Annotated in this window: 21 protein-coding genes; 15 read left to right on the forward strand and 6 right to left on the reverse strand. The window is 62.2% G+C overall.

Translation table 11 applies throughout. The annotated features are described in order from the left end of the window. Window positions 1–1,308 carry a UDP-glucose 6-dehydrogenase AglM gene (aglM, locus tag C443_RS10255; protein ID WP_005536116.1) on the reverse strand — a complete coding sequence of 436 codons (1,308 nt, stop codon included), beginning with the start codon at window positions 1,306–1,308 and terminating at the stop codon, window positions 1–3. 88 nt (window positions 1,309–1,396) lie between these two features. Between aglM and aglF the strand changes: the two genes are divergently transcribed. The 3 genes from aglF to C443_RS10270 all read left to right on the forward strand — a co-directional run bounded on the left by aglF (window position 1,397) and on the right by C443_RS10270 (window position 5,282). After that, window positions 1,397–2,152, forward strand: a complete 756-nt coding sequence (aglF, locus tag C443_RS10260) for a UTP--glucose-1-phosphate uridylyltransferase AglF (protein WP_005536118.1) — start codon at window positions 1,397–1,399, stop codon at window positions 2,150–2,152. A gap of 313 nt (window positions 2,153–2,465) precedes the next feature. Beyond that, on the forward strand, window positions 2,466–3,881 hold the full coding sequence (locus tag C443_RS10265; protein WP_005536120.1) for a sugar transferase: 1,416 nt from the start codon (window positions 2,466–2,468) through the stop codon (window positions 3,879–3,881). 276 nt (window positions 3,882–4,157) lie between these two features. Further along, window positions 4,158–5,282 (forward strand): DUF4330 family protein, encoded by a 1,125-nt coding sequence (locus C443_RS10270; protein ID WP_005536122.1) that lies wholly within the window; start codon window positions 4,158–4,160, stop codon window positions 5,280–5,282. A gap of 427 nt (window positions 5,283–5,709) precedes the next feature. Here C443_RS10270 and glmS read toward each other — a convergent pair whose 3' ends face one another. The 3 genes from glmS to C443_RS10285 all read right to left on the reverse strand — a co-directional run bounded on the left by glmS (window position 5,710) and on the right by C443_RS10285 (window position 9,710). Then, on the reverse strand, window positions 5,710–7,500 hold the full coding sequence (gene glmS, locus C443_RS10275; RefSeq protein WP_005536124.1) for a glutamine--fructose-6-phosphate transaminase (isomerizing): 1,791 nt from the start codon (window positions 7,498–7,500) through the stop codon (window positions 5,710–5,712). Then, window positions 7,500–8,690 carry a bifunctional sugar-1-phosphate nucleotidylyltransferase/acetyltransferase gene (glmU, locus tag C443_RS10280; protein WP_049944000.1) on the reverse strand — a complete coding sequence of 397 codons (1,191 nt, stop codon included), beginning with the start codon at window positions 8,688–8,690 and terminating at the stop codon, window positions 7,500–7,502. The genes glmS and glmU overlap by 1 nt, the downstream gene beginning before the upstream one ends. 159 nt (window positions 8,691–8,849) lie before the next feature. After that, window positions 8,850–9,710 (reverse strand): CheF family chemotaxis protein, encoded by an 861-nt coding sequence (locus tag C443_RS10285; protein WP_005536127.1) that lies wholly within the window; start codon window positions 9,708–9,710, stop codon window positions 8,850–8,852. A 165-nt stretch (window positions 9,711–9,875) separates the two neighbouring features. Here C443_RS10285 and acs (C443_RS10290) point away from each other — a divergent pair, with 165 nt between their 5' ends. The 8 genes from acs (C443_RS10290) to C443_RS10325 all read left to right on the forward strand — a co-directional run bounded on the left by acs (C443_RS10290) (window position 9,876) and on the right by C443_RS10325 (window position 19,044). After that, window positions 9,876–11,819, forward strand: coding sequence for an acetate--CoA ligase (gene acs / locus C443_RS10290; RefSeq protein WP_005536130.1), 1,944 nt, complete (start codon window positions 9,876–9,878; stop codon window positions 11,817–11,819). Between the two features lie 140 nt (window positions 11,820–11,959). Beyond that, window positions 11,960–13,648, forward strand: a complete 1,689-nt coding sequence (locus tag C443_RS10295) for a bacterio-opsin activator domain-containing protein (RefSeq protein WP_005536131.1) — start codon at window positions 11,960–11,962, stop codon at window positions 13,646–13,648. Window positions 13,649–13,718: 70 nt separating this feature from the next. After that, entirely contained in the window at window positions 13,719–15,713 is a 1,995-nt protein-coding gene (gene acs / locus C443_RS10300) for an acetate--CoA ligase (protein ID WP_005536132.1), read from the forward strand. A gap of 44 nt (window positions 15,714–15,757) precedes the next feature. After that, entirely contained in the window at window positions 15,758–16,192 is a 435-nt protein-coding gene (locus tag C443_RS10305; protein ID WP_005536133.1) for a DUF4212 domain-containing protein, read from the forward strand. Beyond that, window positions 16,189–17,859, forward strand: coding sequence for a sodium:solute symporter family transporter (locus tag C443_RS10310; RefSeq protein ID WP_005536134.1), 1,671 nt, complete (start codon window positions 16,189–16,191; stop codon window positions 17,857–17,859). The genes C443_RS10305 and C443_RS10310 overlap by 4 nt, the downstream gene beginning before the upstream one ends. Window positions 17,860–17,863: 4 nt before the next feature. Then, entirely contained in the window at window positions 17,864–18,337 is a 474-nt protein-coding gene (locus C443_RS10315; RefSeq protein ID WP_005536135.1) for a universal stress protein, read from the forward strand. A 52-nt stretch (window positions 18,338–18,389) separates the two neighbouring features. Then, window positions 18,390–18,605 carry a hypothetical protein gene (locus C443_RS10320; RefSeq protein WP_005536136.1) on the forward strand — a complete coding sequence of 72 codons (216 nt, stop codon included), beginning with the start codon at window positions 18,390–18,392 and terminating at the stop codon, window positions 18,603–18,605. Window positions 18,606–18,819: 214 nt separating this feature from the next. Further along, entirely contained in the window at window positions 18,820–19,044 is a 225-nt protein-coding gene (locus tag C443_RS10325; protein WP_005536137.1) for a hypothetical protein, read from the forward strand. 299 nt (window positions 19,045–19,343) lie between these two features. Here the strand turns inward: C443_RS10325 and C443_RS10330 are convergent, their stop codons facing one another. Continuing rightward, a complete protein-coding gene (locus C443_RS10330; protein ID WP_005536138.1) occupies window positions 19,344–20,210 on the reverse strand; it encodes a CheF family chemotaxis protein in 867 nt (288 codons plus the stop codon). 191 nt (window positions 20,211–20,401) lie between these two features. Here C443_RS10330 and C443_RS10335 point away from each other — a divergent pair, with 191 nt between their 5' ends. Beyond that, on the forward strand, window positions 20,402–21,007 hold the full coding sequence (locus C443_RS10335; protein WP_005536139.1) for a DUF4382 domain-containing protein: 606 nt from the start codon (window positions 20,402–20,404) through the stop codon (window positions 21,005–21,007). 14 nt (window positions 21,008–21,021) lie between these two features. Here the strand turns inward: C443_RS10335 and C443_RS10340 are convergent, their stop codons facing one another. Then, on the reverse strand, window positions 21,022–21,834 hold the full coding sequence (locus C443_RS10340) for an undecaprenyl-diphosphate phosphatase (RefSeq protein WP_005536141.1): 813 nt from the start codon (window positions 21,832–21,834) through the stop codon (window positions 21,022–21,024). Between the two features lie 89 nt (window positions 21,835–21,923). Here C443_RS10340 and C443_RS10345 point away from each other — a divergent pair, with 89 nt between their 5' ends. From C443_RS10345 to rnhB, 3 genes are all read left to right on the forward strand, one after another. Further along, on the forward strand, window positions 21,924–23,033 hold the full coding sequence (locus C443_RS10345) for a mechanosensitive ion channel family protein (protein ID WP_005536143.1): 1,110 nt from the start codon (window positions 21,924–21,926) through the stop codon (window positions 23,031–23,033). 66 nt (window positions 23,034–23,099) lie between these two features. Then, the gene (locus C443_RS10350; protein ID WP_005536145.1) at window positions 23,100–24,377 is read left to right on the forward strand and encodes a tRNA pseudouridine(54/55) synthase Pus10; all 1,278 of its coding nucleotides are present in this window, start codon (window positions 23,100–23,102) and stop codon (window positions 24,375–24,377) included. Window positions 24,378–24,435: 58 nt separating this feature from the next. Next, on the forward strand, window positions 24,436–25,071 hold the full coding sequence (gene rnhB / locus C443_RS10355; RefSeq protein WP_005536147.1) for a ribonuclease HII: 636 nt from the start codon (window positions 24,436–24,438) through the stop codon (window positions 25,069–25,071). The last annotated feature ends 147 nt before the right edge of the window (window positions 25,072–25,218 follow it).

Raw genomic sequence — 25,218 nt, forward strand, 5'->3', positions numbered from 1 at the left:
CTACCAGGTCAATCCTTCGTAAGTGATGCCGTCGCGCCGCTCGATGATGCGTCGGCCGTCGACGACAACTGGGTCGGCCATGTCGTCGAATTCAGCGTCGAGAGCGGCAAACTCGTCCCAATCAGTGACGACAACGGCGCCGGACGCACCCTCAAGAGCTGTCGCGGCCGAGTCAGCGTACTGGATATCAGGATAGCGCTCGCGCATGTTCTCGGTCGCGACAGGGTCGTAGGCGACGATGTCTGCGCCACGCTCCTGCAGCCCCTCGATGACCGGTACCGCTCGCGTGTTCCGGATATCGTCGGTGCCGGGTTTGAACGCCAGCCCGAGAACGGCGACGCGTTTCCCGGACACGTCGACGTGGTCGTCGAGGAGAGCGAGGAGGCGCTCGGGCTGAGCATCGTTCAGCTCCACGGCCGCCGAAAGGACTGCGGGGTCGTATCCCTGCTCCCGCGCCGCGGCGATAATGGCGTCCGTGTCCTTTGGGAAACAACTGCCGCCCCAGCCGACACCACTGCGGAGGAACTGCTCGCCGATGCGGTCGTCAAGTCCGATCGCGTCAGCGACCTCGTAGGCGTCGACGCCGAACTCCTTGCAGATGTTCCCGATATCGTTGATGAGGCTGACTTTCGTCGCGAGGAACGTGTTGTTGGCGTACTTTATCATCTCGGCCTCGGCGATACCGGTTTCGACGACCGGCACGTCACCGTCAACGGCCTCGCGTAGCGGCGCGTAGAGGTCATGGAGCAGGGCCGTAGCTCGGTCGTCGTCCGTCCCGAAGACGAGTTTGTCGGGGTTCAGGAAGTCCGCGACAGCCGTCCCCTCGCGTTGGAACTCGGGATTAGACGCGACGAGGAAGTCCGTCCCGCGTTCGAGACCGGCGTCAGCGATACGTGGAGCGAGCCGATCTTCGGTCGTGTTCGGGACGACAGTCGACTTCGTGACGACGAGGTGTGGGTCCGCTGCCGCGTTCTCAGCGCCGGCCAGTGCCTCGCCGACGGATGCCGCACCGGCTTCCATGAACTGGAGGTCGATGCTTCCATCGTCGTTCGAGGGCGTTGGGAGCGCCAACATCGTCAGCTCAGTGTCGAGTATTTCCTCGTAGTCGGTGCTTGCCCGAAGTCGACCGCCGCCGTGTTCGGCGACGAGTTCGTCGAGGCCAGGTTCGTGTATCGGCGACTCGCCGTCGTTGATTGCGTCGACGATGTCTTCGTCGATATCTATCGTTACGACTTCATGCCCGAGATCCGCAAGACACGCCGCGACCGTCGTCCCGACGTATCCGCTTCCGACAATACTGACGTTCATCAGGCGGCAGTAGTCGAGGGGCGGATATTATAATTCGGATCTTATAATTCGACAAGAGTTTTATCGGACGGCCAACGAATTGAGAGATATGAAAGCTGTCGTACTCGCCGCTGGTGAAGGAACCCGTCTCCGCCCGCTGACTGAAGACAAGCCAAAGGGGATGGTAGAGGTCGCGGGGAAACCGATTCTGACCCACTGTTTCGAGCAGTTGATCGAGCTAGGCGCTGACGAACTACTGGTAGTTGTCGGCTACAAGAAGCAGGCCATCATTAATCACTACGAGGACGAGTTCGATGGCGTCCCGATCACCTACACCCACCAGCGCGAGCAAAATGGCCTCGCCCACGCGCTCCTGACTGTCGAAGAGCACGTCGACGACGACTTCATGCTGATGCTCGGCGACAACATCTTCGAAGCGAACCTCCAAGACGTCGTTAACCGTCAGGCGGAGGAACGTGCCGACGCCGCTTTCCTCGTTGAGGAGGTCCCATGGGACGAGGCCGGGCGCTACGGCGTCTGTGACACCAACAAGTATGGCGAGATCACCGAGGTCGTCGAGAAACCCGAGGACCCGCCGTCGAACCTTGTAATGACCGGGTTCTACACGTTCACGCCGGCCATCTTCCACGCCTGTCATCTGGTGCAGCCCTCCAACCGCGGCGAGTACGAAATCAGTGATGCGATTGACCTCCTGTTGCACTCTGGGCGAACGATCGATGCGATCCGCATGGATGGCTGGCGGAACGATATCGGCTATCCCGAGGACCGAGATCAGGCCGAGAAACGGCTACAGGGTGAGGTTGACCCGGAGAGGTCCGCCGAGAACATCGCTGCAAGCGAGTGAGAGACTAAACCGGGTCGTCTCGCCAGTAACTAGTGTACTCATGCGGTCATGTAGGCCACACAGTTGTACGGCATTTCAATCGGAAGTCTGACAACATCGTGAGACGATATCCATCGAACAGCACCAAACAGAACAGGCACAACGCGAGTCGGAGCGACGTTATGATAGCTGACACAACTGCGCTGGTACGTTCGCTGTCGATACATCGACTCACGAATTCAGGACGGTTGGACTGCGTGTCCACGCACAGTAGCTTCAGTATTTGAGTCCCGGGACGCAGGACTTATCCCGGAACTCGGCAATCACACTGATAATGGATAGTGGCTGGCGGTACCGGGTCGCAAGTGTAGCCGGCGTCGTCGTGCTGACAGCGGTCGCCGTCGCACTTGTCAACAACGCTACCATCCAGTCGATAGCGACAACCATCCCAATACTCAGTCGGTTGCCGACCGATCCCCCAGAGGGGCCGGAGTTCACGATCGAACTCCTAGTCACGACCGCAGTCGTCGTCAGCGTGTTCCTCCCGCTGTACAAACCCCGTCCGCGGAGAATTCTCGACGCTGTAGCGCTGGCCCAGAAGCGGGTGCTCGTGGCAGCTCTCGTTCTGGCGACAATCGGCTACTTCGACTATTCATACAAACTACCGCGCTTGACTGTCGTGTTAGTGACACCGTTGTTACTGGTCGCACTGCCCGCGTGGTTCGTGTGGATTCGCAAGCGACCGTCGTCAAACGGCGAACGAACCATCGTCGTTGGGGACGACCTCAAGGTGATAGAGGAAGTAGCAAGTGAGGTCGACGGGACACTTCTGGGCTATCTCTGCCCAACGAGTGTTATGACGGCAATCGAACGGACCGAAGCCATCGCTGACGGCGGAACGAACCCCAGCGGGTTGGAACGGCTGGGTGGCCTCTCGCGAATCGAAGACGTGCTCGTCGAGTATGATATCGATACGGTCGTGTTGGCGTTTGAACACGCCGACCGGGCAGAGTTCTTCGGCGCTCTCGACGCCTGTTACGAGTACGGCGTCAACGCGAAAGTCCACCGGGACCATACAGACTCCGTACTGACCACCAGCAGTGGGGTCGGAACACTAGTCGATGTGGAGGTCGAACCATGGGACATACAGGACTACATTCTCAAGCGCGCGTTCGATATCGCGTTCGCATCGGCTGGACTGGTCGCGCTATCGCCGGTGATTATTGGAATTGTAGTCGCAATAAAGCTGGAGGACGGCGGCTCGATACTGTACCGGCAAGACCGAACAGCAGTGTTCGGCGAAACCTTCTCCATCTACAAGTTCCGGTCGATGATCGAGAACGCCGAAGACGAGACCGGCGCGAAAATCAGTGACGAGGATGCAGGTGGAGTTGACCCACGTGTGACATCAGTTGGGCAAGTGCTACGTCAGACGCACCTTGATGAGATTCCTCAGCTCTGGTCGATACTGCGGGGCGATATGAGCGTTGTCGGTCCACGGCCCGAACGCCCGGAACTGGATTCGGATATCCAGACCGGCGTCGTTGACTGGCAGAAACGATGGTTCGTCAAACCGGGCCTAACAGGGCCTGCTCAGGTTAATCATGTGACTGGGAAAGAGCCGAGCGAAAAGCTGCGATACGATCTAGAGTACGTGCGCGACCAGTCGTTTAGCTATGATATGAAACTCGTTTCGAGACAGATCTGGAGCGTTATTATTGATATAATAGTCGCGTATAAAAACCCATAGAACCGTTACACGCTGCGTGACCCTTCGGTCGGACAGTTAATTCTGCAATCAGATAGTCTGAAAAAGTTTGTTACCGCCGTATTGTAAACCCACTCAATTCTGTTTTATCATTGAAAGTGCGCATATTTGGCTTACAAAGAGAGAAGACAGACACTGTGCCGGTCACGAGAAAGGTATCAGCGTCACCGGAAGGTTGGATACGAGGCGCTCAGCATGGATACAAAGTGCTTGGAAACCAAACGAAAAGGCCATACACTGGCCGGGAAATGGGCCTGTATGAAGTCGATGAAAGGGCACTCCGATATCATCGACGACGAAGGGAATCTGTTTGGTGTTATCAATATTATTGATGCCCTCGTCGTTGTGCTTGCTCTTACTGTCCTAATCGCTGGAATCGGCCTTGTACTGATGGACGATGGCGAATCGAGTTCGGCCCCGACAACTGAGACGACGAATGTGACGATCGACCTCGGCACCCAGCCGGAGTACATCGTTTCACAGATGTCTATCGGGGACAGCTACAGTCCGTCTGGGAATTCGGATCTCACGGTCACAGATATATATCTCGCCCCACAGGGCGAGTCAGCGCGGGTAATGGTACGGGCCGAATTGTCGGCTCCGTATTCGGGAGAGACTATCCAGTATAGCGGCTCACCACCGCGGTACGGCCGACAGCTTGAGCTTCTGACTGAAACCTACTCTGCCGCCGGAACAATCCGAGACGTCGGTGGGGGCGCCGATCTGACCACGACTGAGACAGAAGTAGTAGTCAGAGCAAATCTCTCAGAAACCGACGCCAGACGTCTCAGCGCTGGACAACCGATCCGTGTACAAGGACGAGAAGTGGCGACTATCGAGTCGGTTACAACATACGGAACCGACAACCCCGATACAAAGACCGTTTTCCTCGGGTTGACACTCCAGAGCGTCGCCTACGGTGAACAGCAGGCGTTCGGCGAGGCGATGGTTCGGCCGGGAGCAAGCCTCTCCCTCCCGACGGAAGACGGCCTCATTAAGGGAGAAATCACGCGGGTCGGTGCGACGACGCAACGCGGTCAGCCAGCAACTCGCGATGTCAAGTTACAGTTATCAAACGTGTCTCCACTGCTCGCTAACAGTATTTCTCCGGGGATGACAGAGTCGTTCGGTGGTGAAACCGTCGCACGGGTTTCGGCCGTCCAGCGTCAGAACGCAACGATCGTCACTAGGGGACAGGACGGAGAGATATACGAACGGACGCATCCAATAAACCAAGACGTCACCTTCACCGCAAACCTCTCTGTCCGAGAGACTGATACGGGTGTCACATTCAAAGACCAGACACTCCAGCAGGGACGTGTCGTGACACTGGACCTAGGTACCGTAACGATCAAAGCGACTGTGATTTCAGGCTATCGATGAGGGCCACAGAGACGTCACAATGGTAAAACAGCGTCTCCAGTCGGCTGTCGAGAATTCGGTACTGAAGTCGCTTTCCGATGCGTTCACACGGAGTTTCGAGCGCTCAACACTCAGCAGAATGTGTGCTCGGTTACTCAAGATAGCTAGAGGCTCCAAGATCTACCGTTGGCTCACGACAGAACCGGAGCCAGCGGCCCTCGTCATCGATCTACGTAAAACCCACACTGTCGGTCCGGTACTCGCTGTTCTCGACGCTTGTACAGCTCAAGCTACACGGTTCTGGGAAAATTCTAGTCTCGTCTCGGTGGCACGAGCTATCGAAAATACCCTCTCGGGTTCAAAAGCAGTCAGGCTGGCGATAAAGCTCCTCGAACCGCCGGAATCACCAGAAAACAGCGACTAGCGCGAGTAGCCAGCTACACGCGACTCATTCGACTGTCACGCTTTTTGCTAGGTTGCGCGGCTTGTCGATGTTTCGCCCCAGCAACGCGGCCGTGTGATACGACACCAACTGCAGATGCGTGTTCGCAAGCACTGCAGCGGCTCGCGGATGGGTCTCTGGAATTTGGAGCACGTGGTCAGCGTATCGTTCAACGTCACTCTGTCCATCCGTGATCGCGACCACTGGGGCGTCGCGTGCTTCAACCTCTTTGACGTTGCCGATCGTCTTGCGGGCGCGCTCGTCGTCACCGGTCACAATAGCAAACACCGGTGTGTTCTCGGTCACCAGCGCCAACGGGCCGTGTTTCAGCTCACCCGCAGCAAAGCCCTCAGCGTGCTTGTAGGTAATCTCTTTCATCTTTAGCGCGCCTTCGAGCGCTACTGGTTCCTGATACCCGCGGCCGATGAAGAAGTAGGCGTTGGCATCCTGATACAACTCAGCGACCTCCTGGGCGGCAGATTCGTCGAGGACCTCCTGGACGTGGCCGGGGAGGTCGCGGAGTGCGCTGATGACCTGCCGGGCGTCGCCGGTTGTGGACGTTCCGAGCGCGAGCAGGTTCAGCGCGGCTAGCTGGGAGGCGAAGGTCTTGGTCGCGGCGACGCCGATTTCCGGCCCGGCACGGATGTACAGCGCGTGGTCGCACTCGCGGGCCGCAGTGGAGCCGACGACGTTAGTCACGGCCAGCGTGCGCGCGCCGCGGCGACGGGCCGCCCGAAGTGCCGAAAGCGTGTCCGCGGTTTCGCCGCTCTGGGTGACGCCGACGACGAGCGCGTCGCCGATCGGTGGGGTCGCGGTCGCGTATTCGCTGGCGAGGAACGCCTGAGAGGGGATACCAGCCTCGCGGAACAGTTGCGCGCCGTGTAGGGCAGCGTGGTAGGAAGTCCCGCAGGCGACGAACTGGACGCCGGTCGGGGAGAGGTCGCCGAGGTCGCCGATATCGACCGTGCCGGCGAGTTCGTCGACTCGGCCCCGCAGACACTGCCGGAGCGCACGCGGTTGCTCGTGGATTTCCTTGAGCATGAAGTGGTCGTAGCCGCTCTTGCCGGTCTCCTCTGGATCCCACTGGACGGTATCGATGTCTTTCTCGATGACATTGCCGTCGGTGTCGGTGACGGTCCATCCGGCACCGTTGAGTCGGGCGAACTCGCCGTCAGCGAGGTAGACAACTTTGTCAGTGAAGTCCCGGAAGGCGGGCACATCACTGGCCAGGTATGTCGCGTCGTCGTCGATACCTAGCACGAGCGGGGAGTCGTTTCGCGCAGCAAATACCGAGTCACAGCCGGCAACGACGACAGCGACGGCGTAGCTTCCCTCAAGTCGGTCGACCGTCTCTCTGACAGCGTCTTCAGCGTCAGCTCCCGCCTCTAGCGCGTCCTCAATGAGATGGGGGACGACCTCCGTATCGGTGTCAGATGTGAAGGTGTGGCCGGCGCTGACGAGTTCGTCCCGCAATGACTGGTAGTTCTCGATGATGCCGTTGTGGACGACTGCGACGTCGCCGGTGCAGTCCTGATGCGGATGGGCGTTCTCGTCGGTAGGTGGTCCGTGCGTACTCCAGCGGGTGTGGCCGATACCGACCGAGCCCGAGAGCGTTCGTTCGGAGAGAGCCTCACGCAAGTCGGCGATTTTGCCGGAGTGTTTGCAAAGGTCGATATGGCTGTTCGCAAGCGCGACACCAGCGGAGTCGTACCCACGGTACTCCAGTTTCGAAAGGCCGTGGACGAGCGTGTCGAGCGTCTCGTCGCCGCGGCCGACACAGCCGATGATTCCACACATCAGCGGACCACCTCCGCACCCTCGCGGACAGTCCCATCGACTGTCACGCCAGTGGCGAGCTGAGCGTTGGGGCCCACGAGCGACCCGGAGACGAAGCTCACGTCCCCGAGCGCAACAGCACGGTCGGCGATGACGGCGCCCAACCGCTGGTCCTCGAACACTTCTGTGCCAACCTGGACATCGGCTGGGCCACCGGGGACGACCGTATTGACGCCCAGGTTCACGTCTTGGCCGGTGACAGTGTCGATGAGGGTCGAACTCGGGTCGACACGCGTGTCAGCGTCGAGGACAGTGTGCTGGATGACGCTGTTGGCCCCGACGGTGACGTTGCGTCCGAGCGCGACATTCGGACCGATGACAGCGTCCGGTCCGACCTCACAGTCTGGGCCGATGACGGCCGGCGACTGGAGGGTCGCCTCGTCGTGGACGCGTGCGGAGTTATCGACCCAGACCTGCTCGTCGCGGGCTGACTCGACGACCCGACCCCGCGCCAGCACCTCGCGGGCAACGGTCAGCAGGTCCCACGGGTAGGTCGCATCGACCCACATCCCGTCGACCTCGACCGCCCGGATTCGATTAGATTCCAGCAGCAGCTCGATAGTGTCGGTCAGCGCCAGTTCGCCGGCGTGGCGCGTCGTTTCGTCGATCGCTTCGAAGATATCACCGTCGAAAGCGTATACGCCGCCGTTGATGAGTCTGAACTCGTCGCGCTGGGGCTTTTCGACGATATCAACGATGTCGCCGTCCTGTACCTCGACAGCACCGTACCGACTGGTGTCCTGCCGTTCGACGACAGCGATGCTTGTTTGCCCGGTCTCCGCGTAGGAAGTATCTACTGCCTCGATGGTGGCCGCGTCGACGAGACGGTCACCGTTCATCACCAGAACCGGGCCGTCGACAGCGTTCCGTGCCTGAAGGAGTGCGTGCCCACTGCCGAGCTGCTTCGTCTGGCTCACGTAGGAGATCGGAACGCCACGGTACGTCGGACCGAAGTGGTCCTGAACGCGGTCGCGCTTGTAGCCGACGACGACGACGAGTTTCTCGATACCTGCCTCGACCAGCGCGTCGAATACGTGTTCGAGGATCGGACGGTTCGCGGCCGGCAGCATTGGTTTTGGCCGATTTCGCGTCAACGGCCGGAGGCGAGTCCCCTCACCTGCAGCGAGGACCACAGCCGTATCGATGTGCATACTTGTTGCAGACGGAGGAAGGGCTTCAATATGGCGGCCTTACCGAGATTCGTCGGTGGCTACTCGCCACGCATGTCCAGATTGTGGTGTGAAAATCAAACGTATCAGGCGACCGCAGCATCAAATCCGTATCAACACTTCCCAGTCCAGAACTGCGGACTACTGCTCGCCCATCCGCTCGCCAGCGACCCGACGCCCCTTCGTCGTCAGGTTCACTTCGGTCCGTTCTCGGAGCACGCTTATTACGTCGAGTTCGATCAGGCGGTCGAAGATTTCCTCGGTTTTCTCGACGTCGATGCCGACGAAGTTGGGGATGTCGAACGGCGAGACGCCGGAGTGCAGCGCCATGATGACCCGTTTCTCCGTCGAACTCAGGTCCAGATCGGCCTGGTTCTGTTCGGCGCTCTCTTCGAGCATCGTCCGGAGGACAGTGGCGTGGAACTCCTCCCCCGCGAGGTGCGTTTCGACGCTGATGTCGTCCTCGCTGTGCTCGACCTGAATGACCGTCCGCTCCTCGCCGCTGACCTGTTTCTCTTCGACAGTGAGGTCGCCGATGTCGGCGCGGTCGATGACAACCGCTTGCCCGTCGGCCATCGCGAGCTTCAGCGCCTCGTCGGTCACCTTGAGTCGCCCTTTCGTCCACTCGGCGGACTGGACGACGCCGCCTTTCAGTGCCGGGTGTTGAACCAGCACGATTGCGCCGTCGAGACTCGCCCGGTAAAAATCGGTCTCGAACGCCTCGTGGTTCGATGCCGACACGAGGATGACGTCCTCACCGACGTAGAGGGCGACGTAGTCGGAGACACCGGCGCTCTGCTGGTTGACGTCGAATCGGTCGGCGATACGGTCGATGTCGGTCAGTGAGATCTGTCGCTTGTCGTCGCCCAGCAGGGCGACCCGCTCAGTGGTGAGGACGATGCGACAGTTTCGCCACTCGGCGTCAGTGAGGCGCTGGCCCTGTGAGACCGCCTGAAGGAACTGCCCCTTCGTATCGGCAATCTTCTTTTCGGTGTCGCTCATACCCCGTACCGGCCTCTCGTACATCCGTTGTCCGCAGGACTCAATATAAGTTCCGTCGCCAGTGTCGAAAGTGAGAACGGCCGACTGCACTGGCGGCTCGCCCACAGCGGAATCATACACAATTAGATAGGATATTTTTTGCGTGCGGCGATGTATCGTCAATTGATGACACGGGGTGACGAACCGGATCGGGGACAGTCCCAGGCGGGGCGAGAGACAGTCGAACCACCGGACTGGTTCGTCGAACAGGCGAACGTGACTGACCCGACTGTCTACGACCGCTTCGAGCAGGAGTGGCCCGATTGCTGGCGCGAAGCCGCCGAGTTACTCGACTGGGCGGAGCCGTTCGAGACAGTACTCCGTGGGACGGACGGGCCACCGTTCGAGTGGTTCTCCGGTGGCCGATTAAACGCCGCATACAACTGCCTCGACCGGCACCTCCCCGAGCGGAAGAACCAACTCGCACTGGTCTGGGAGGGCCACCTCGGCGAATCCCGCACCTACACCTACCTCGAACTGTACCGGGAGGTCAACGCCTTCGCTGCGGCACTGCGGGACCGCGGCGTCGGCACGGACGACGTGGTGACGCTGTACCTGCCGATGGTACCCGAACTTCCGGTCGCGATGCTGGCCTGCGCACGCCTTGGCGTGCCACACAACGTCGTCTTCGCCGGGTTCTCCGCAGACGCGCTGGCGACGCGAATGGAGCGGGCCGAGTCGGAGTACCTCATCACCTGTGACGGCTACTACCGCCGCGGCAGCGCCGTCGCACAAAAGAACAAGGCCGATAACGCACGAATCGCCGTCGACCACGACGTATCGGTCGTGGTGCTCGACCGACTGGGCCGTGACGTGCATTTAGGCGACGACTACGACGACTATCACGACCTGCTAGCGGCCCACGAGGGTGCCGAAGTCGAGCCCGTCTCGCGGGCTGCGGACGACCCACTCTTTCGTATCTACACGTCGGGGACGACCGGCCAGCCGAAGGCCGTCACGCACACGACTGGTGGCTATCTCGCACACGTCGCCTGGACCGCCCAGTCAGTTCTCGACATCAAGCCCGAGGACACGTACTGGTGTTCGGCCGACATCGGCTGGATTACCGGCCACTCCTACATCGTCTACGGCCCGCTCGCACTCGGAACGACAACAGTGCTTTACAACGGCACAGCGGACCACCCCAACAAGGACCAGCTGTGGAAGCTCATTGAAAAGTACGCCGTCGATGTGTTCTACACCGCACCGACGGCCGTCCGCGCGTTCATGAAGTGGGGCGAGGAGTACCCCGCGAAGCACGACCTCTCCAGCCTGCGCCTGCTGGGCACCGTCGGCGAACCGATGGACGCGAGCGCCTGGGAGTGGTATCGCGAACACATCGGCGGCGGCGAGTGCCCGGTTGTCGACACCTGGTGGCAGACCGAAACCGGCGCGGTGCTCGTGTCGACGCTGCCCGGCGTTGACGAGATGAAACCCGGGGCCGCGGGAACGCCGCTACCGGGAATCGAGGCGTCCGTCGTCGACCGCACTGGTGCGGTCGCCGAGTCGGACACGGCCGGCGAACTCGTCGTGACGCGACCCTGGCCGGGGATGCCGCGGGCACTGCTCGACGGGTCAGGCTGGGGTAGCGTCCCGGACAACGCCAAAGAGTGGCGATACTACCCCGAAGACAGCGTCTCAGTCGACGATGACGGCTACATCACGTTCCTCGGCCGGATCGACGACGCAATCAACGTCGCTGGCCGGCGGTTCAGCACCAAGGAACTGGAGTCGACGGTCGCCGGCGTTACCGGCGTCGCCGAAGCCGCCGTCGTCGGTGCCGACGACGAGACGACCGGAACGGCGGTGTACGCGTTCGCCTCCCCGGAAGACGGCTACGCCGAGGATGAACTCCGGGCAGCCATCGAAGACGCTATCGTCAACGCTATCGGCGGTATCGCTCGCCCCAAGGAAATCGTGTTCACGCCCGACCTCCCCAAAACACGGTCGGGCAAAGTTATGCGCCGCCTGCTGACCGCAGTGGCGAACGACGACGAACTGGGCGATACCAGCGCGCTACGTAACCCCGAAATCCTCGGCGAGATCCAGTCGACGACGAGAAGAGAGTGAGCTGTTTCGTATCTTTCTATATCACCGAAGCGTACCCGCGGCGACAGCGTCTTTGCTGACCGTCTTACTGTCCTCTTCTCGTTGGAATCGGCGCGCTAGGCGCAATACTTATTTCGATATTCTGTGAATCTCCGAAACATATGGATGGCGAAGCGGACCGCATCGGTGAGCGAGGGTACGAACAGCTCCGGCGCGCGGCGGAAACGCACCGGTCCGACCTCGTGCTCCGGCTCGGTGCGGAGGTCGGCCTCCGCCCGGCGGAGATGACCGCCGTACGGCTGGCCGACATCGTCGAGTTTGAGGGGCATCGCCTGCTTGCTGTTCGGGAGGACGGTGACGTGGTTCGTGAGACGTCCCTTCCGGATTCGGTCGAACACGACATGCGGAAGTACGCGAACGCGGCCGGGGTGGACGACGAGCCGCTGTTTTCTGTCTCCCCGCGTCGGCTCCAGATGTTGGTCAACGAGGTAGCCGACCGAGCCGCTGAGACGACACCGCGCCTGAAGGAGGTTTCCTCGCGTGACCTCCGGTGGCGGTTCGCGGCGAGCCTGCTGGACGACGGCGTTCCGCCAGACGTGGTCTGTGCGCTCGGCGGCTGGGACCGACTCGACCGGCTGGACCCGCTGCTTGACGAACCGGACCGCGAAACCATCGTCGCGGCCGTCGACGGGTCCGGCGGGCAGGCGACCGCGAGCGAACCGCAACGAACTGTCGGCTGGATTACGGCGGTCAGCGAGGCGCTCGCGGCCGCTGCAACTGGTGAAGCGATTGCGACGACAGTCTGTGAACACCTGACGGAGACGGCGGGCTTCGAGTTCGCCTGGCACGCCGAACGGACCGGCGACGGGCTGACACCGCGCGCGACGGCAGAAATCTCGGAACCGGCTGTCGGACAGCAGATCGAGGCCCACATCGAGTCAGTCACCGCTTTGCTTGACGTGGGTGAGGTTCACATCGTCGACGACAGCACTGGATCGGTTGCTCTGGTCCCACTCGTCAGAGAAAACACCGTCTCCGGTGTCCTCGGAGTCGCGGCGGGTGAGGGCCTCACTGACACCGAAGGTGCCGCACTGTCTGCGCTCGGCATACAGGTCGGCCACGCGCAGGTCGCCGCCGAACGCAAGCGACTCCTGCTTGCCGACACGGTGACCGAGCTGGAGTTCCACTGTGGGGACGAGCGAACCTTTACCGCCGGTGTCTCCGAGGCGCTACAGTGTACGGTCGAACTGTCCGGCGTCGTCCCTGTTGCGGGCCAGTCACTGCTGTACTACTTGATGGTCGAAGGCGCTTCGGCCGACGCGATACTCTCGTATGCGGACGACGATGACGGCGTGGCCGACGCCAGACTCCTCGAACAGCACAGCGACGGCGTGTTACTGGAAGTCGTCGTCACCGATACGCCAGCACTCCAGTTGGTCGAGAGCGGCGGCCGCATCCAGTCCGTGACAGCCATTGACGGTGTCGCAACTATCGCAGTCGAGCTCCCCGGTGAGGCCGATATCAGACCAACGGTCAACGCCGTCACCGACGCCTACAGGGAGACATCGTTAGCAGCGAAGCGAGAGACGGAGCGCCCGGCCGAGACGGACACCGGGTTCCGCGACCGTCTCGCCGACACCCTCTCAGACCGCCAAGAGACCGTTCTTCAGGCGGCCTACCACAGCGGCTATTTTGAGTGGCCTCGCGGCTCGACCGCTGAGGAGCTAGCGGACTCGCTGGACGTCTCGTCGCCGACGTTGCATAATCACCTCAGGAAGGCACAGCAGAAGGTTCTGACCGCGTTTTTCGACGACCGGCCGGCTGAGCCTCGACGGCCGACCGACAACTGAAACCCTGTTTCATGTTATCGTAGTTAGACCCCCTGTTTATATGGCCGCTGTGAAATATCGATGATAGACCATGTCAGATGAAGATGTCCAGCTAGAAGCGCGGCTTGCGGAGCAGGAGGTTTTCGAGCCCCCGGAGTCGTTCGTCGAGCAGGCGAACGTCACGGACGAGGGTATCTACGACGAGTTCGAAGAAAACTGGCCGGAGTGCTGGGAGGGAGCCGCCGACCTCCTCGACTGGGAGGAGGACTACGATCAGGTACTCGACGACTCGAACCCGCCGTTCTACGAGTGGTTTACCGACGGCACACTGAACGCGTCGGCGAACTGCCTGGACCGGCACCTCGACGAGCGCGGCGACGAAGCCGCTATCGAATGGGTCGGCGAGCCAGTCGAAGAAGACAACATCACCTACACCTACGAGGAACTCCACCGGAAAGTCAACGAGTTCGCGGCCGGCCTGCGGGAGATGGGCGTCGGCGAGGACGACGTCGTGACGATGTATATGCCGATGATTCCACAGCTCCCCATCGCCATGCTGGCCTGTGCCCGCATCGGCGCGCCTCACTCCGTCGTGTTCGCCGGCTTCTCCGCGGACGCGCTCGCGACGCGGATGAACGCCGCCGACTCGGAGTATCTGGTCACCTGCGACGGCTACTACCGCCGTGGTGACCCGCTCGACCATCTCGACAAAGCCAACGAAGGACTGAGCGGTGTCGACCACGAGGTCGAACGCGCCATCGTCGCCGAGCGCCTGATGGACGGCGACGGCTTCGACCACGACTACGCGGACAACCAGGTCGCCTTCGAGGACGTCATCGCCGACAACGAGGGCGCAACGGTCGATCCGGTCGACCGCGACGCCGAGGATATGCTGTTCCTCATGTACACCTCCGGAACCACCGGGAAGCCGAAGGGTGTCAAGCACTCCACTGGCGGCTACCTCGCCTGGGCGGCCTGGACCTCCCAGGCAGTACTCGACATCAAACCCGAGGACACGTACTTCTGCTCGGCTGATATCGGCTGGATTACCGGCCACTCCTACATCGTCTACGGCCCGCTCGCGCTCGGGACGACGACGATGATGTACGAGGGGACGCCGGACTACCCCGACAAGGACCGCCTCTGGGACATCGTCGAGGAGTACGAGGCCGACCAGCTGTACACCGCGCCGACGGCCATCCGCGCGTTCATGAAGTGGGGCAAGGAGTACCCCGAAAAACACGACCTCTCCAGCCTGCGCCTGCTGGGCACCGTCGGCGAGCCGATCAACCCCCGGGCCTGGAAATGGTACTACAAGCACATCGGCAACGAGGAGTGTCCCGTCGTCGACACGTGGTGGCAGACCGAGACCGGCGGCATGATGATAACGACGCTGCCCGGCATCAAAGACATGAAACCCGGGTCGGCCGGCCCGCCGCTGCCGGGCAACGACGTGCGCATTGTCGACACCGAGGGTGAGGAAGTCGAACCCGGTCGCGCCGGCTACCTGACCGTCGACAAGCCGTGGCCTGGGATGCTCCGGACGCTGTACAAGAACGACGAGCGGTTTATCAGCGAGTACTGGGCGGAGTACTCGGACACCGACAGTGACGATTCCGACGACTGGGTGTACTTCCCCGAAGACGGCGCGAAAATCGATGATGACGGCTACATCACCGTGCTGGGACGGGTCGACGACGTGATCAACGTCTCCGGCCACCGGCTCGGGACGATGGAGATCGAGAGTGCCATCGTCGGCGTAGAAGGTGTCGCTGAAGCCGCCGTCGTCGGTGGCGACCACGACATCAAGGGCGAGGCGGTGTACGCCTACGTCATCACCGAGGACGGCTACGAAGAGGACGAGGAGCTTCGAAGCGCGATTATCGACGGTGTTGAGGACGCTATCGGGCCGATCGCCCGGCCGGAAGCGGTCATTTTCACGCCCGAGCTGCCGAAGACCCGCTCCGGGAAAATCATGCGCCGCCTGTTAGAAGACATCGCGAACGGCGAAGAACTGGGCGATACGAGTACGCTGCGAAACCCTGACGTCGTCAGTGATATCGAGACCAAGGTTCAGGGAGACTGAGCCGTAGCGGCGAACAGCACCACGAATTTTCAACCTATCAACCCATGTCAAGAGACACGCATGCAGACCGAGAAGAGTCAAATATACAACCAAGTGGCGGCACGGCGGCCGCCCACGACGACATCGATTACCTCGACAGGGAGGTGAACCTGTTACGACCAAGCACGCCGTTCATGCGCGACCATCTGAAGATCATCTGGAGCAGTTTCGTGCTCTGGGCGCTGGTCGTGTTCGGCCCGGTGACGCTGACCGCACTTGCGCCGGAGATGATGACCGTGCAGACGCCCCTGTTCGGCTTTCCGCTGCACTATTTCCTCGTCTCGTTCGGTGCACCCACGGGCGCGCTCATACTGGCAGTAGTGTACACGCGCTACCGGGACCGTCTCGACCAGAAGTACGGCATCGATTCCGATTCCGTCGAGAATACGGCTCCCGAGGCGGGCGAGCCAGCGGCCACTGACGGGGGTGTCGAGCAGTGACGGTCCCACTACAGGCCGATGCGCTCGACATCTCATTCAAGCTCGTCCCGGCGATTATCGTCTTCCTGATGATGGCGTCGTTCCTCGTCATCGGCTACGTGTTCAAGGTGGCCGACACCGAGGGGATGTGGGTCGCGGGCCGCGGCATCGGCAACATCGAGAACGGGATGGCCATCGGCGCGAACTGGATGTCCGCGGCTTCGTATCTGGGGCTGGCCGGACTGGTGGCACTCAGCGGTTTCTACGGCCTGGCGTTCATCGTCGGCTGGACGACCGGCTACTTCGTCCTGCTCATCTTCCTGGCGGCGCAGATGCGGCGGTTCGGAAAGTACACCGCGCCGGACTTCGTGGGTGACCGGTTCAACTCACCGACTGCCCGCGCGCTGGCCGCGTTCACCACGTTGCTCATCGCGTACGTCTACTCCGTCGGACAGGCCCGCGGCATGGGACTGGTCGGCCAGTACGTCTTCGGGCTGGACATCATCCCGATGATCGTCGTGATGATGACCATCACCGTCGGCTACCTCGCGCTCTCGGGGATGCTGGGTGCGACGAAGAACATGGCCGTCCAGTACACCATCCTCATCGTCGCGTTCCTTGCAGGCGTGTACGTCGTCGGCTTCTCGCAGGGCTACTCGACGGTGCTCCCGCAGATCGAGTACGGCGCGCTGATCGCCGACCTCGGCCGCGAGTTCTCAGCGCCGTTCGTGAACCAGCCGTTCTACCTCTGGATCGCGACGGCGTTCTCGCTCATTGTCGGGACCTGTGGCCTCCCACACGTCCTCGTCCGATTCTACACGGTCAGAAGCGAGCGCGTCGCTCGCTGGTCCTGCGTGTGGGGGCTGTTCTTCATCCTCCTGCTCTACTGGGCGTCGCCCGCAATGGCGGCCTTCGGCGTCGACCTCTTCCAGACGACGACGGGCGCGAGCGCCTATGCCGCGGAAGGCGGCATGTCCGGCGCTGAAGGCGACGTGATCGTCGTGCTCGCCGCGCAGTTCGCGAACCTCCCGACGTGGTTTGTCGGTCTCGTCGCAGCCGGGGCGATGGCAGCCGCCATCGCGACGACAGCTGGCCTGTTCATCACGGCCTCATCGGCGGTCGCACACGACATCTACACCGAACTGATCAACCCCGACGCGACCCAGCGCCAGCAGGTGCTCATCGGTCGCGGGACGATTATCGGCATGGGCGCGCTGGTGACGGTGACCGCGTTCAACCCACCGGCGCTCATCGGCGAACTGGTCGCCTATGCGTTCTCGCTGGCCGGCGTCGTCCTGTTCCCGATGTTCTTCCTCGGCCTCTGGTGGGAGAACACAAACCGTCAGGGCGCACTGGCCGGGATGGTGCTCGGCCTGCTCATCTGGATCACCTCGATTATCAACAGCGTCCTCCCGAGCTACATCGGCGCGCTCGGCGCAGCCGCTGGTGAGGGTGGCGCACTCGTCCCAATATACGCCCAGTACGTCCCGCCCATCGGCGCGGCGCTGATCGGGACGCCGCTCGTGTTCATCGTCACTATCGCCGTCTCGCTAGCGACGCCCGAGCCACCGCTGGAGACGAAGAAGATGGTGCGGCAGTGTCACAGCCCCGAACCAATGGGGCAACAGGAGACCGCCGCAGACGTCGTCGGCGACAACACCGGCGGCGGCACCCCCGCAGACGACTAAACCAATGTACGACAACATCCTCGTTCCGACCGACGGCAGCGAAACCGCAGAAAACGCGGTCGATCAGGCAGTCGACATCGCCTCGAAGTACGACGCGACGGTCCACGCGCTGTACGTCGTCGACGTCGACGCAACCAGTTACTCGCTGGGAACAGAGCAGGTCGACCGTATCCGACAGGGGAACCTGGAGGAGATGACCGAAATAAAGCAAGACGCCGACGAGGCCACCGGCTACGTCCGCGACCGCGCCGCCGAGCACGGCATCGCGGTCGAAGAGCATGTCACCGCTGGCGAGCCGGCCCGCGCCATCCGAAAGTTCGTCGAAGACAACGACATCGACCTCGTCGTGATGGGCTCCCACGGCCGCTCGGGCCTCAAGCGTGTCATCCTCGGTAGTGTCACCGAAAAGGTGCTGCGCCGGACGCGGCTGCCGGTGCTGGTCGTCGACGTTCACGGTGAGACGGATACCGAGGCGTGACTAGCATGGGACTGAACCGACTACGACCGCCACGGCTGGTACGAGGGCACCGATGAGCGTCGTCGACACCCTCCGCGACCACGTGCGCGACCACAAACGAGGGATGTTCGTCGACCTCGTGTTCGCCATCGCCTGGGTGACCGCTGTGAGCGTCATCTTCGATCTGCTATCGGCTCCACAGTGGGCTTACTACCTGACGCTCGCCGCCGGCGTCGTCGCGTACTACGGCTTCTTCTGGTCGCTTGAGGGAGCGATGGAACAGCAGTAGGCCACCCTCCGTTTTTTACGATTGCGACTGGTTCACAGTCCGTTCACGACACCCATGTAAAACATACTCATACAGTGGCCGAACCACCGCTTTACCCGTGCTATCCAAGCATCCCTCCATTCTCAAGCCCGGCGAATTTCCGCCTTGCCGGTAGTAATAATACCATGTAGGTGCATTGACTTTTTCGACGGCAGCAGTCGCTGTTGAGTCAGCAATGATATACGAAAGTTCGACGGGAGAGTACTACAGTGGTCTCGACATCTGGATGCGCTTCGAGTCGGGGTTCTGGGAGCCACACGATTGGAGTCAAGCGACAGGACAGGAGTGGGTACAGACCGAGGCGGGTGAAGTCCTCACGCTGACGCCAGTCCCGGAGTCAGAACTCCCGGATGGGGTGTCAGTGACGGAGGCTGAGGACGTCGAGTACCTGCCCGAGTAACGGCGGCGAAACGGGAGCGGCCCGCGAGTTCGTCGAGCCGTGGGGCGTGGCAGGCGAACTGCTATTGTGGTTCACACTGGGCGCGCCGTTCGGCTAGGCTGTCCTACGACTCCGGCTCGGGACTGGTCCCCGCATGATTCTCCGGAGCGGAGCCGAGGGCAGTCGTTCAGCAGTGCGTAGCGCCGTACTAGTGCTCACGGGTCGCTAACACTCCCCGTTCGCTATCCGAGGGACCTCCCTTCGGTCGGCCCCTCGCTACTCACGGCTTCGCCGTTCGTTCTGTGGCGCGTAGCGCCACACTACTTCTCACTCATTGCTTCACTCGCCATATTCCGCCCCTGCGCGTTCAGCGCAACTTCGGTCCGAACCCGGACCTCGTCAACCGCGCCAATCTCAAGCAGTTTCTGGTAGATTTCCTCGACTTCGTCGGGCGTCGTTCCGACGAAATCAGACATTTCAAACGGTGATACGCCGGAGTACAGCGCCATCAACACCTGGCTCTCCATCTCCGAGAGTTCGTAATCGTCCTCTCGGTCCTCGATAACGCGGGTAAACAACGTCTTCAGCGCCCGCGTATGATGATCCATCCCCGAAATGTGGGTTTCGACGCTACGGTCTTGGTCGTCAGTGTGTTCGACCTCGATGACCTCCCGCTCCTGACCCATCACCGTACTGGTCCCGGTTTCGATAGTGCCGACATCCTCGATTTCGAAGGACATACTCTTGCCGCCGGGGAACTGGAGGCGGATGATGTCGTCGTCCAGTTGAAACCGCGCTTTGCTCCACTCGGCGTCCTCCTGAACGACACCGCCGACGACCGCTTGCTGTCGCGCGAGAATGACCTCGCCCTGCAAGGTCGCGCGGACGTACTCCGTCTGGAAGTCGTCCAGATTCGGCGTATCGACGAGCAGAACGTTGTTGCCGACCTCCAGCGCGGTTGCGCCACCGGTGCCACCGTCGGGAACCAGATCGTCGGGGTTCGACGGGAGGGTGATGTTTGAGTGCGGAATGGGCTGTTTCGAGCCGTTCGTCGCCAGAATGAGTCGCTTGTTGGTGACGATAAGTCGACAGGAGCGCCACTTCGGGTCGGTCACTGTGTCACCGTCGCGGACGACGTACTGGAAGTCCCCCGACGTGTCGACTAGCTTGCGTTCGTCACCACTCATAGCCGCTGGTACTACAGATTTGATACCAAGGGATAAATAAGTTCCATCGTCGCCGGAACAGTTCTGGTCGGTACCGACCGGTCTGTGCTGGGATATAAACCGTTCACGTCCGGCAAATCGGGAGAAACTCGGCTGAACTCGTGTCGACTATCTGCCGGCTCCTTTACCCCGGGACGGTTCTCGACCAGTGTATGCGCGACCAACAGCAGTCAGGAACGACATCGCGACGTGATTATCTGAAAGCCGCTGGCGGCCTCGCAGCAGCGAGTACAGTTGGCCTCGCTGGCTGTGCCGGGAGCAGCGCCGAAACAGGGATGCTCGCAACGCAGGTGACCGACCAACCGGGCGACATCGGAGATTTCGAATCGTGTGTTATCAGGATGGCCGGCATCTGGGTCAAGCCAGCCTCGGAGGTGGACACAGCGACCGAGGAATCGACGACAGCGGACACGAGCGACGCCCGCGAGTACCACGAGTTCGACGAGGCCCAAGAAGCCGATCTGGTCCAGTTGCAGGACGGTAACACCGCCCTCGTCGACGAGACCGAACTTGAAGCTGACACCTACGAGTACCTCCAGCTCGACGTGACTGGCGTCGACGGGACGCTCGCAGAGGGCGGTGACGCGACGGTTGACACGCCCGGCGACGCGCCGCTACAGTTCACACAGGAGTACGAAATCCGTGCGGACACCCGCACCGTGTTCACAGCCGACTTCACGCCGGTCAAACGCGGCCAAACCGGCGAGTACATCCTTCAGCCGGTCGCCAGCGGTACTGAAGTCGAGTACGAAGAATAAGATCACGCCTGGGACTACAGCGCGACGAGCAACCCACCGACGACGCCGAGACCGCCGAACACCGTACAAACTGCCCAGAACGGGACCTGCCGCACCAGTCGGACCAGCGCGTCGACAGTGAGATAGCCGACGACAGCGCTCACGACAAGAGCGACGACAGCCGGTAGCGGGTCGATTGCGGGGACGCCGTCGTCGACGAGAACCAGTGCGTTGGCAGCGAGCGCAGCCGGAATCGACAGCAGAAACGAGAGCCGAAGCGACGACTCGCCCTCATGGCCCCGGAGCAACAGCGCGCTTACCGTCGTCCCGGACCGGGAGACGCCAGGGAGGATGGCCAGTCCCTGCAACACGCCGACCAGAACGGCATCGAGCCCGTCCGGAACCTCACGCTCGCCAAGCGACAGCGCCGCGGCGAAGCGCTGGAGGAGGCCGGTGATGACGAGCAGGCCGCCGACCAGCGCCAGAAAGAGACCACCCTCAAGCTCCGAAACGGCCGCGTCGAGAGCCAGATACGCAGGGAGGCCGGTGACGGCGGTCGCCGCCGTCGCGATGACGATAAACGAGAGATCCGCCGTCTCGTCGGCGAACGGGCGGCGAGAGAGTTCCCGGATCGAATGGAGGATAGTTCGGACCTCGGTGCGGTAGTAGGCCGTGGCCGCAACTGCCGTCCCGGCGTGGAGAAAGAGTGCGAGGCGGGTCGCAGCGGCGGGTGAGACGCCTGTGACCACCGTCGACGCGAGGGCGACGCCGCCCTCGCTGGAGACCGGAATCCACTCCAGCACCCCTTGCAGCAGGCCCAGCAGAATAGCGACGAGAATCGGGTTCATACCCACGGAGCGAACGCCGCGGGACAAAGGCCGTTCGGTTCCGGCCGTCGACGTGGCAGTATATATAGCCCCGGTGTCCAAGCGGGGGTATGCAACTGGGAAGCGAGGTGGTAGACCTGCTGTCAGGACTGCCAGCCTGGCAGGGGTTTCTGGTGCTCGTCGGTAGCGGCGTCGCGCTCGCACTGGTCATCCGCGTCCTCGGTGACCGACTGCTCAAGCAGGTCACGCCTCACATCGAGGGCGACATCGACGACATCGTCTTCCGTGGAATTCACACCGCCGTGTACGTCACAGTCGGCCTCGGCGGTGCGTACGCCGGCGCGCAGATTTACGACATTCGCCCGGCCGTCGCTGTCTCGCTGGAGGCTGGGACGCTCTCGCTGGTCGTCATCGTCTGGATGGTGACACTGCTTCGAATCGGTCGTCAGGCGTCCGCCATCGCGACAGATTCAGCATACATTGACCGCCAGATGGTCCCCATCCTCCAGAACGTCTGGAGCGCACTCATCTCGGGCGGAGGCGTCCTACTGTTGCTGATTCTGTGGGACATCGACGTGACGCCGCTACTGGCCTCGGCGGGAATTATGGGTATCATCGTCGGCCTGGCGGCTCGGGACACGCTGGCGAACTTCTTCGGCTCGCTGTCGCTGTATCTGGACGGGACATACGCAGTCGGCGATTTCGTCGTCCTCGAAACTGGCGAACGTGGCCGCGTCGAGGACATCTCCGTCCGGTCGACGGTCATCCGCACCCGCGATGACATCCTCGTCACCGTCCCGAACTCGAAGCTCAACAACGCCGCCATCGTCAACGAGTCGACGCCGCGGCGCAAGCGCCGGATTCGCGTCCCTGTCGGCGTCGCCTACGGGACGGATATCGACCGGGTTGAGGAGATCCTCCTGGAACTGGCCGAAGCCGAGGACCTCGTGCAGGACCGGCCGAACCCGCGGGTCCGGTTCCGGGAGTTCGGCGACTCTGCGCTGAATTTCGAACTGCTGTGCTGGGTCAGCAACCCGGCCCTGACAGCCCGTGCGACACACGAACTCAACAGCGCTATCTACAAGCGGTTCCGAGCCGAGGCCATCGAGATCCCGTTCCCCCAGCGGTCTATCTCCATCGCAACCGATGAGATTCCGGGCGAGCTATTCGACCAAGCGCCGCCGACGGGCGCGGATGACGAGACCGTTACCGGGGAGTGAGGCCGACTCTCTCCCACGACCGAGAGGTCGAAACGCAATTACGGAGGCGACGCGTCGGCTCAGGCAATGAGTATACTCGAGGACGCCCGTGCGGCGCTTGCCACCGGGCCGCTGTGTGATTCCTGTCTCGGCCGGCTCTTCGCCGACCGAAGTTTCGGGCTGGCCAACGCCGAACGGGGCCACGCCCTGCGGGTGACACTTGCACTTGCAGACGACGACCCCTTCGAGGAAAGCGAGGACTGCTGGGTCTGTGAAGGAGAGTGTGACCGCTTCGACTGGTGGGCCGAGCAGGCCGCAAGCGCCGTCCGCGGTTACGAGTTCGACACCTACCAGGTCGGGACGAAGGTGCCGCCGCTACTCGAAGAGAACGACGAACTGCTCCGGGAAGACGTAGGCTTAGACCCCGACGCTGGTGAAGCGCTGAAGACCGAACTCAACCGCGAGGTTGGCAAGCGGATCGGCGACCTGACCGACGCGGAAGTGGAGTTCGGCCGTCCAGCAGTCCAGCTCACGCTCGACCTCGCAACGGACGAAGTAGAGACACACGTCAACTCGGCGTTCGTCTACGGCCGCTACCGGAAGCTCAAGCGCGACATTCCCCAGACGAAGTGGCCCTGCAACGACTGCAACGGGACCGGGCTGTGGCAGGGCGAGCCCTGTGACGGCTGTGACGGCAGCGGCTACCGCTACGACGAGAGCGTCGAGCAACTGTCCGCGCCCGTCGTCCGTGAAGCGATGGACGGCGAGGAAGCCGTGTTCCACGGCGCCGGCCGCGAAGACGTCGACGCACGGATGCTCGACTCCGGCCGCCCGTTCGTCATCGAGGTGATGGAGCCGCGCAAACGCGACGTGGACGCCGACGTGCTGGAATCCGACATCAACGCCTTCGCCGACGGGAAGGTCGAAGTGACGGACCTCCACCTGGCGACCCACGAGATGGTCGAGCGCGTCAAGGAACTGGACGCCTCGAAGACCTACCGAATGGACGTGGAGTTCGGCGACGCGGTCGACGCTGACGCCCTGCAGGACGCACTGGCAGAACTGGACGGGGCAACCATCCAGCAGGAGACGCCTCAGCGAGTGACCCACCGACGGGCCGATATCACCCGGACGCGGACGGTGTACGACGCCGAGGGCGAACTGACCGACGACCGCCACGCCGAACTCCGCATCCACGGCGAGGGCGGCCTGTACGTGAAGGAACTCGTCTCCAGCGACGGGGGCCGCACGGAGCCGAGTCTGGCCGGCCTGCTCGACACCGACGCCGTGGTGACCGCACTCGACGTGATCGACGTGCAGGGCGAGGACGAACCGTTCGCGACAGACGAGTACCTCAAGGAGTAGCGCGCTGGGTCACTGTCCAACCGGAAGCTGTTTTTGCGCCGCCACCGAGGAGACAGCCATGCGATTCGGCGTCGACGAAGCCGGGAAAGGACCGGTGTTGGGATCGATGTTCGCCGCCGCCGTCAGAGCCGACCCCGTGACCCTGCCCGATGGAGTCGGCGACTCGAAGGACATCAAGCCGGAGCGACGCGAGCGACTCGCCGAGGAAATCCGCGAGTCGGCAGACGCCGTCGGTGTCGCCGAGGTCCCGGTCGAACGCATCGACGCCGACGAGACGGACATGAACACACTGACCGTCGATGCACAGGCAACGGCGCTCTCGACGGTAGCCCGAGACAACCTCTCGGGCACGGTCGACGCCGGCGACACCGACGCGACGCGGTTCGGTCGTCGGGTCGCGGACGCGGTCGACGCCGACGTGACCGTGACCGCGGAACACGGGGCCGACGAGACGGACACGGTGGTCGGTGCAGCCTCAATCATCGCGAAGGTGGCCCGCGACGCACACGTCGCGGAGCTGGCTGTGGAGTACGGTGACGTGGGTTCAGGCTATCCCAGTGACCCGACGACGCGGGCCTTCTTGGCGGACTATGTCGATCGCCACGGAGAACTGCCCGCGTGTGCTCGCCGCTCGTGGTCGACGTGTGACGACGTGCTGGCGGCGGCGTCACAGTCGACGCTGGGCGACTTTTGAACGAGGCAGGCCGACAACGAGCGTGGTGTTCCCGGAACGAACTAGTCCTGTGTAATAGGCAGAAAATAGGAACCGCCCATACTGTTGGGTGTAACTGGGACAAAGTACTCGCGGTGGCGGTGTTCGTGAAAGGCGTACAGCCGACGG

It is taken from the genome of Haloarcula argentinensis DSM 12282, assembly GCA_000336895.1.
Classification (GTDB): domain Archaea; phylum Halobacteriota; class Halobacteria; order Halobacteriales; family Haloarculaceae; genus Haloarcula; species Haloarcula argentinensis.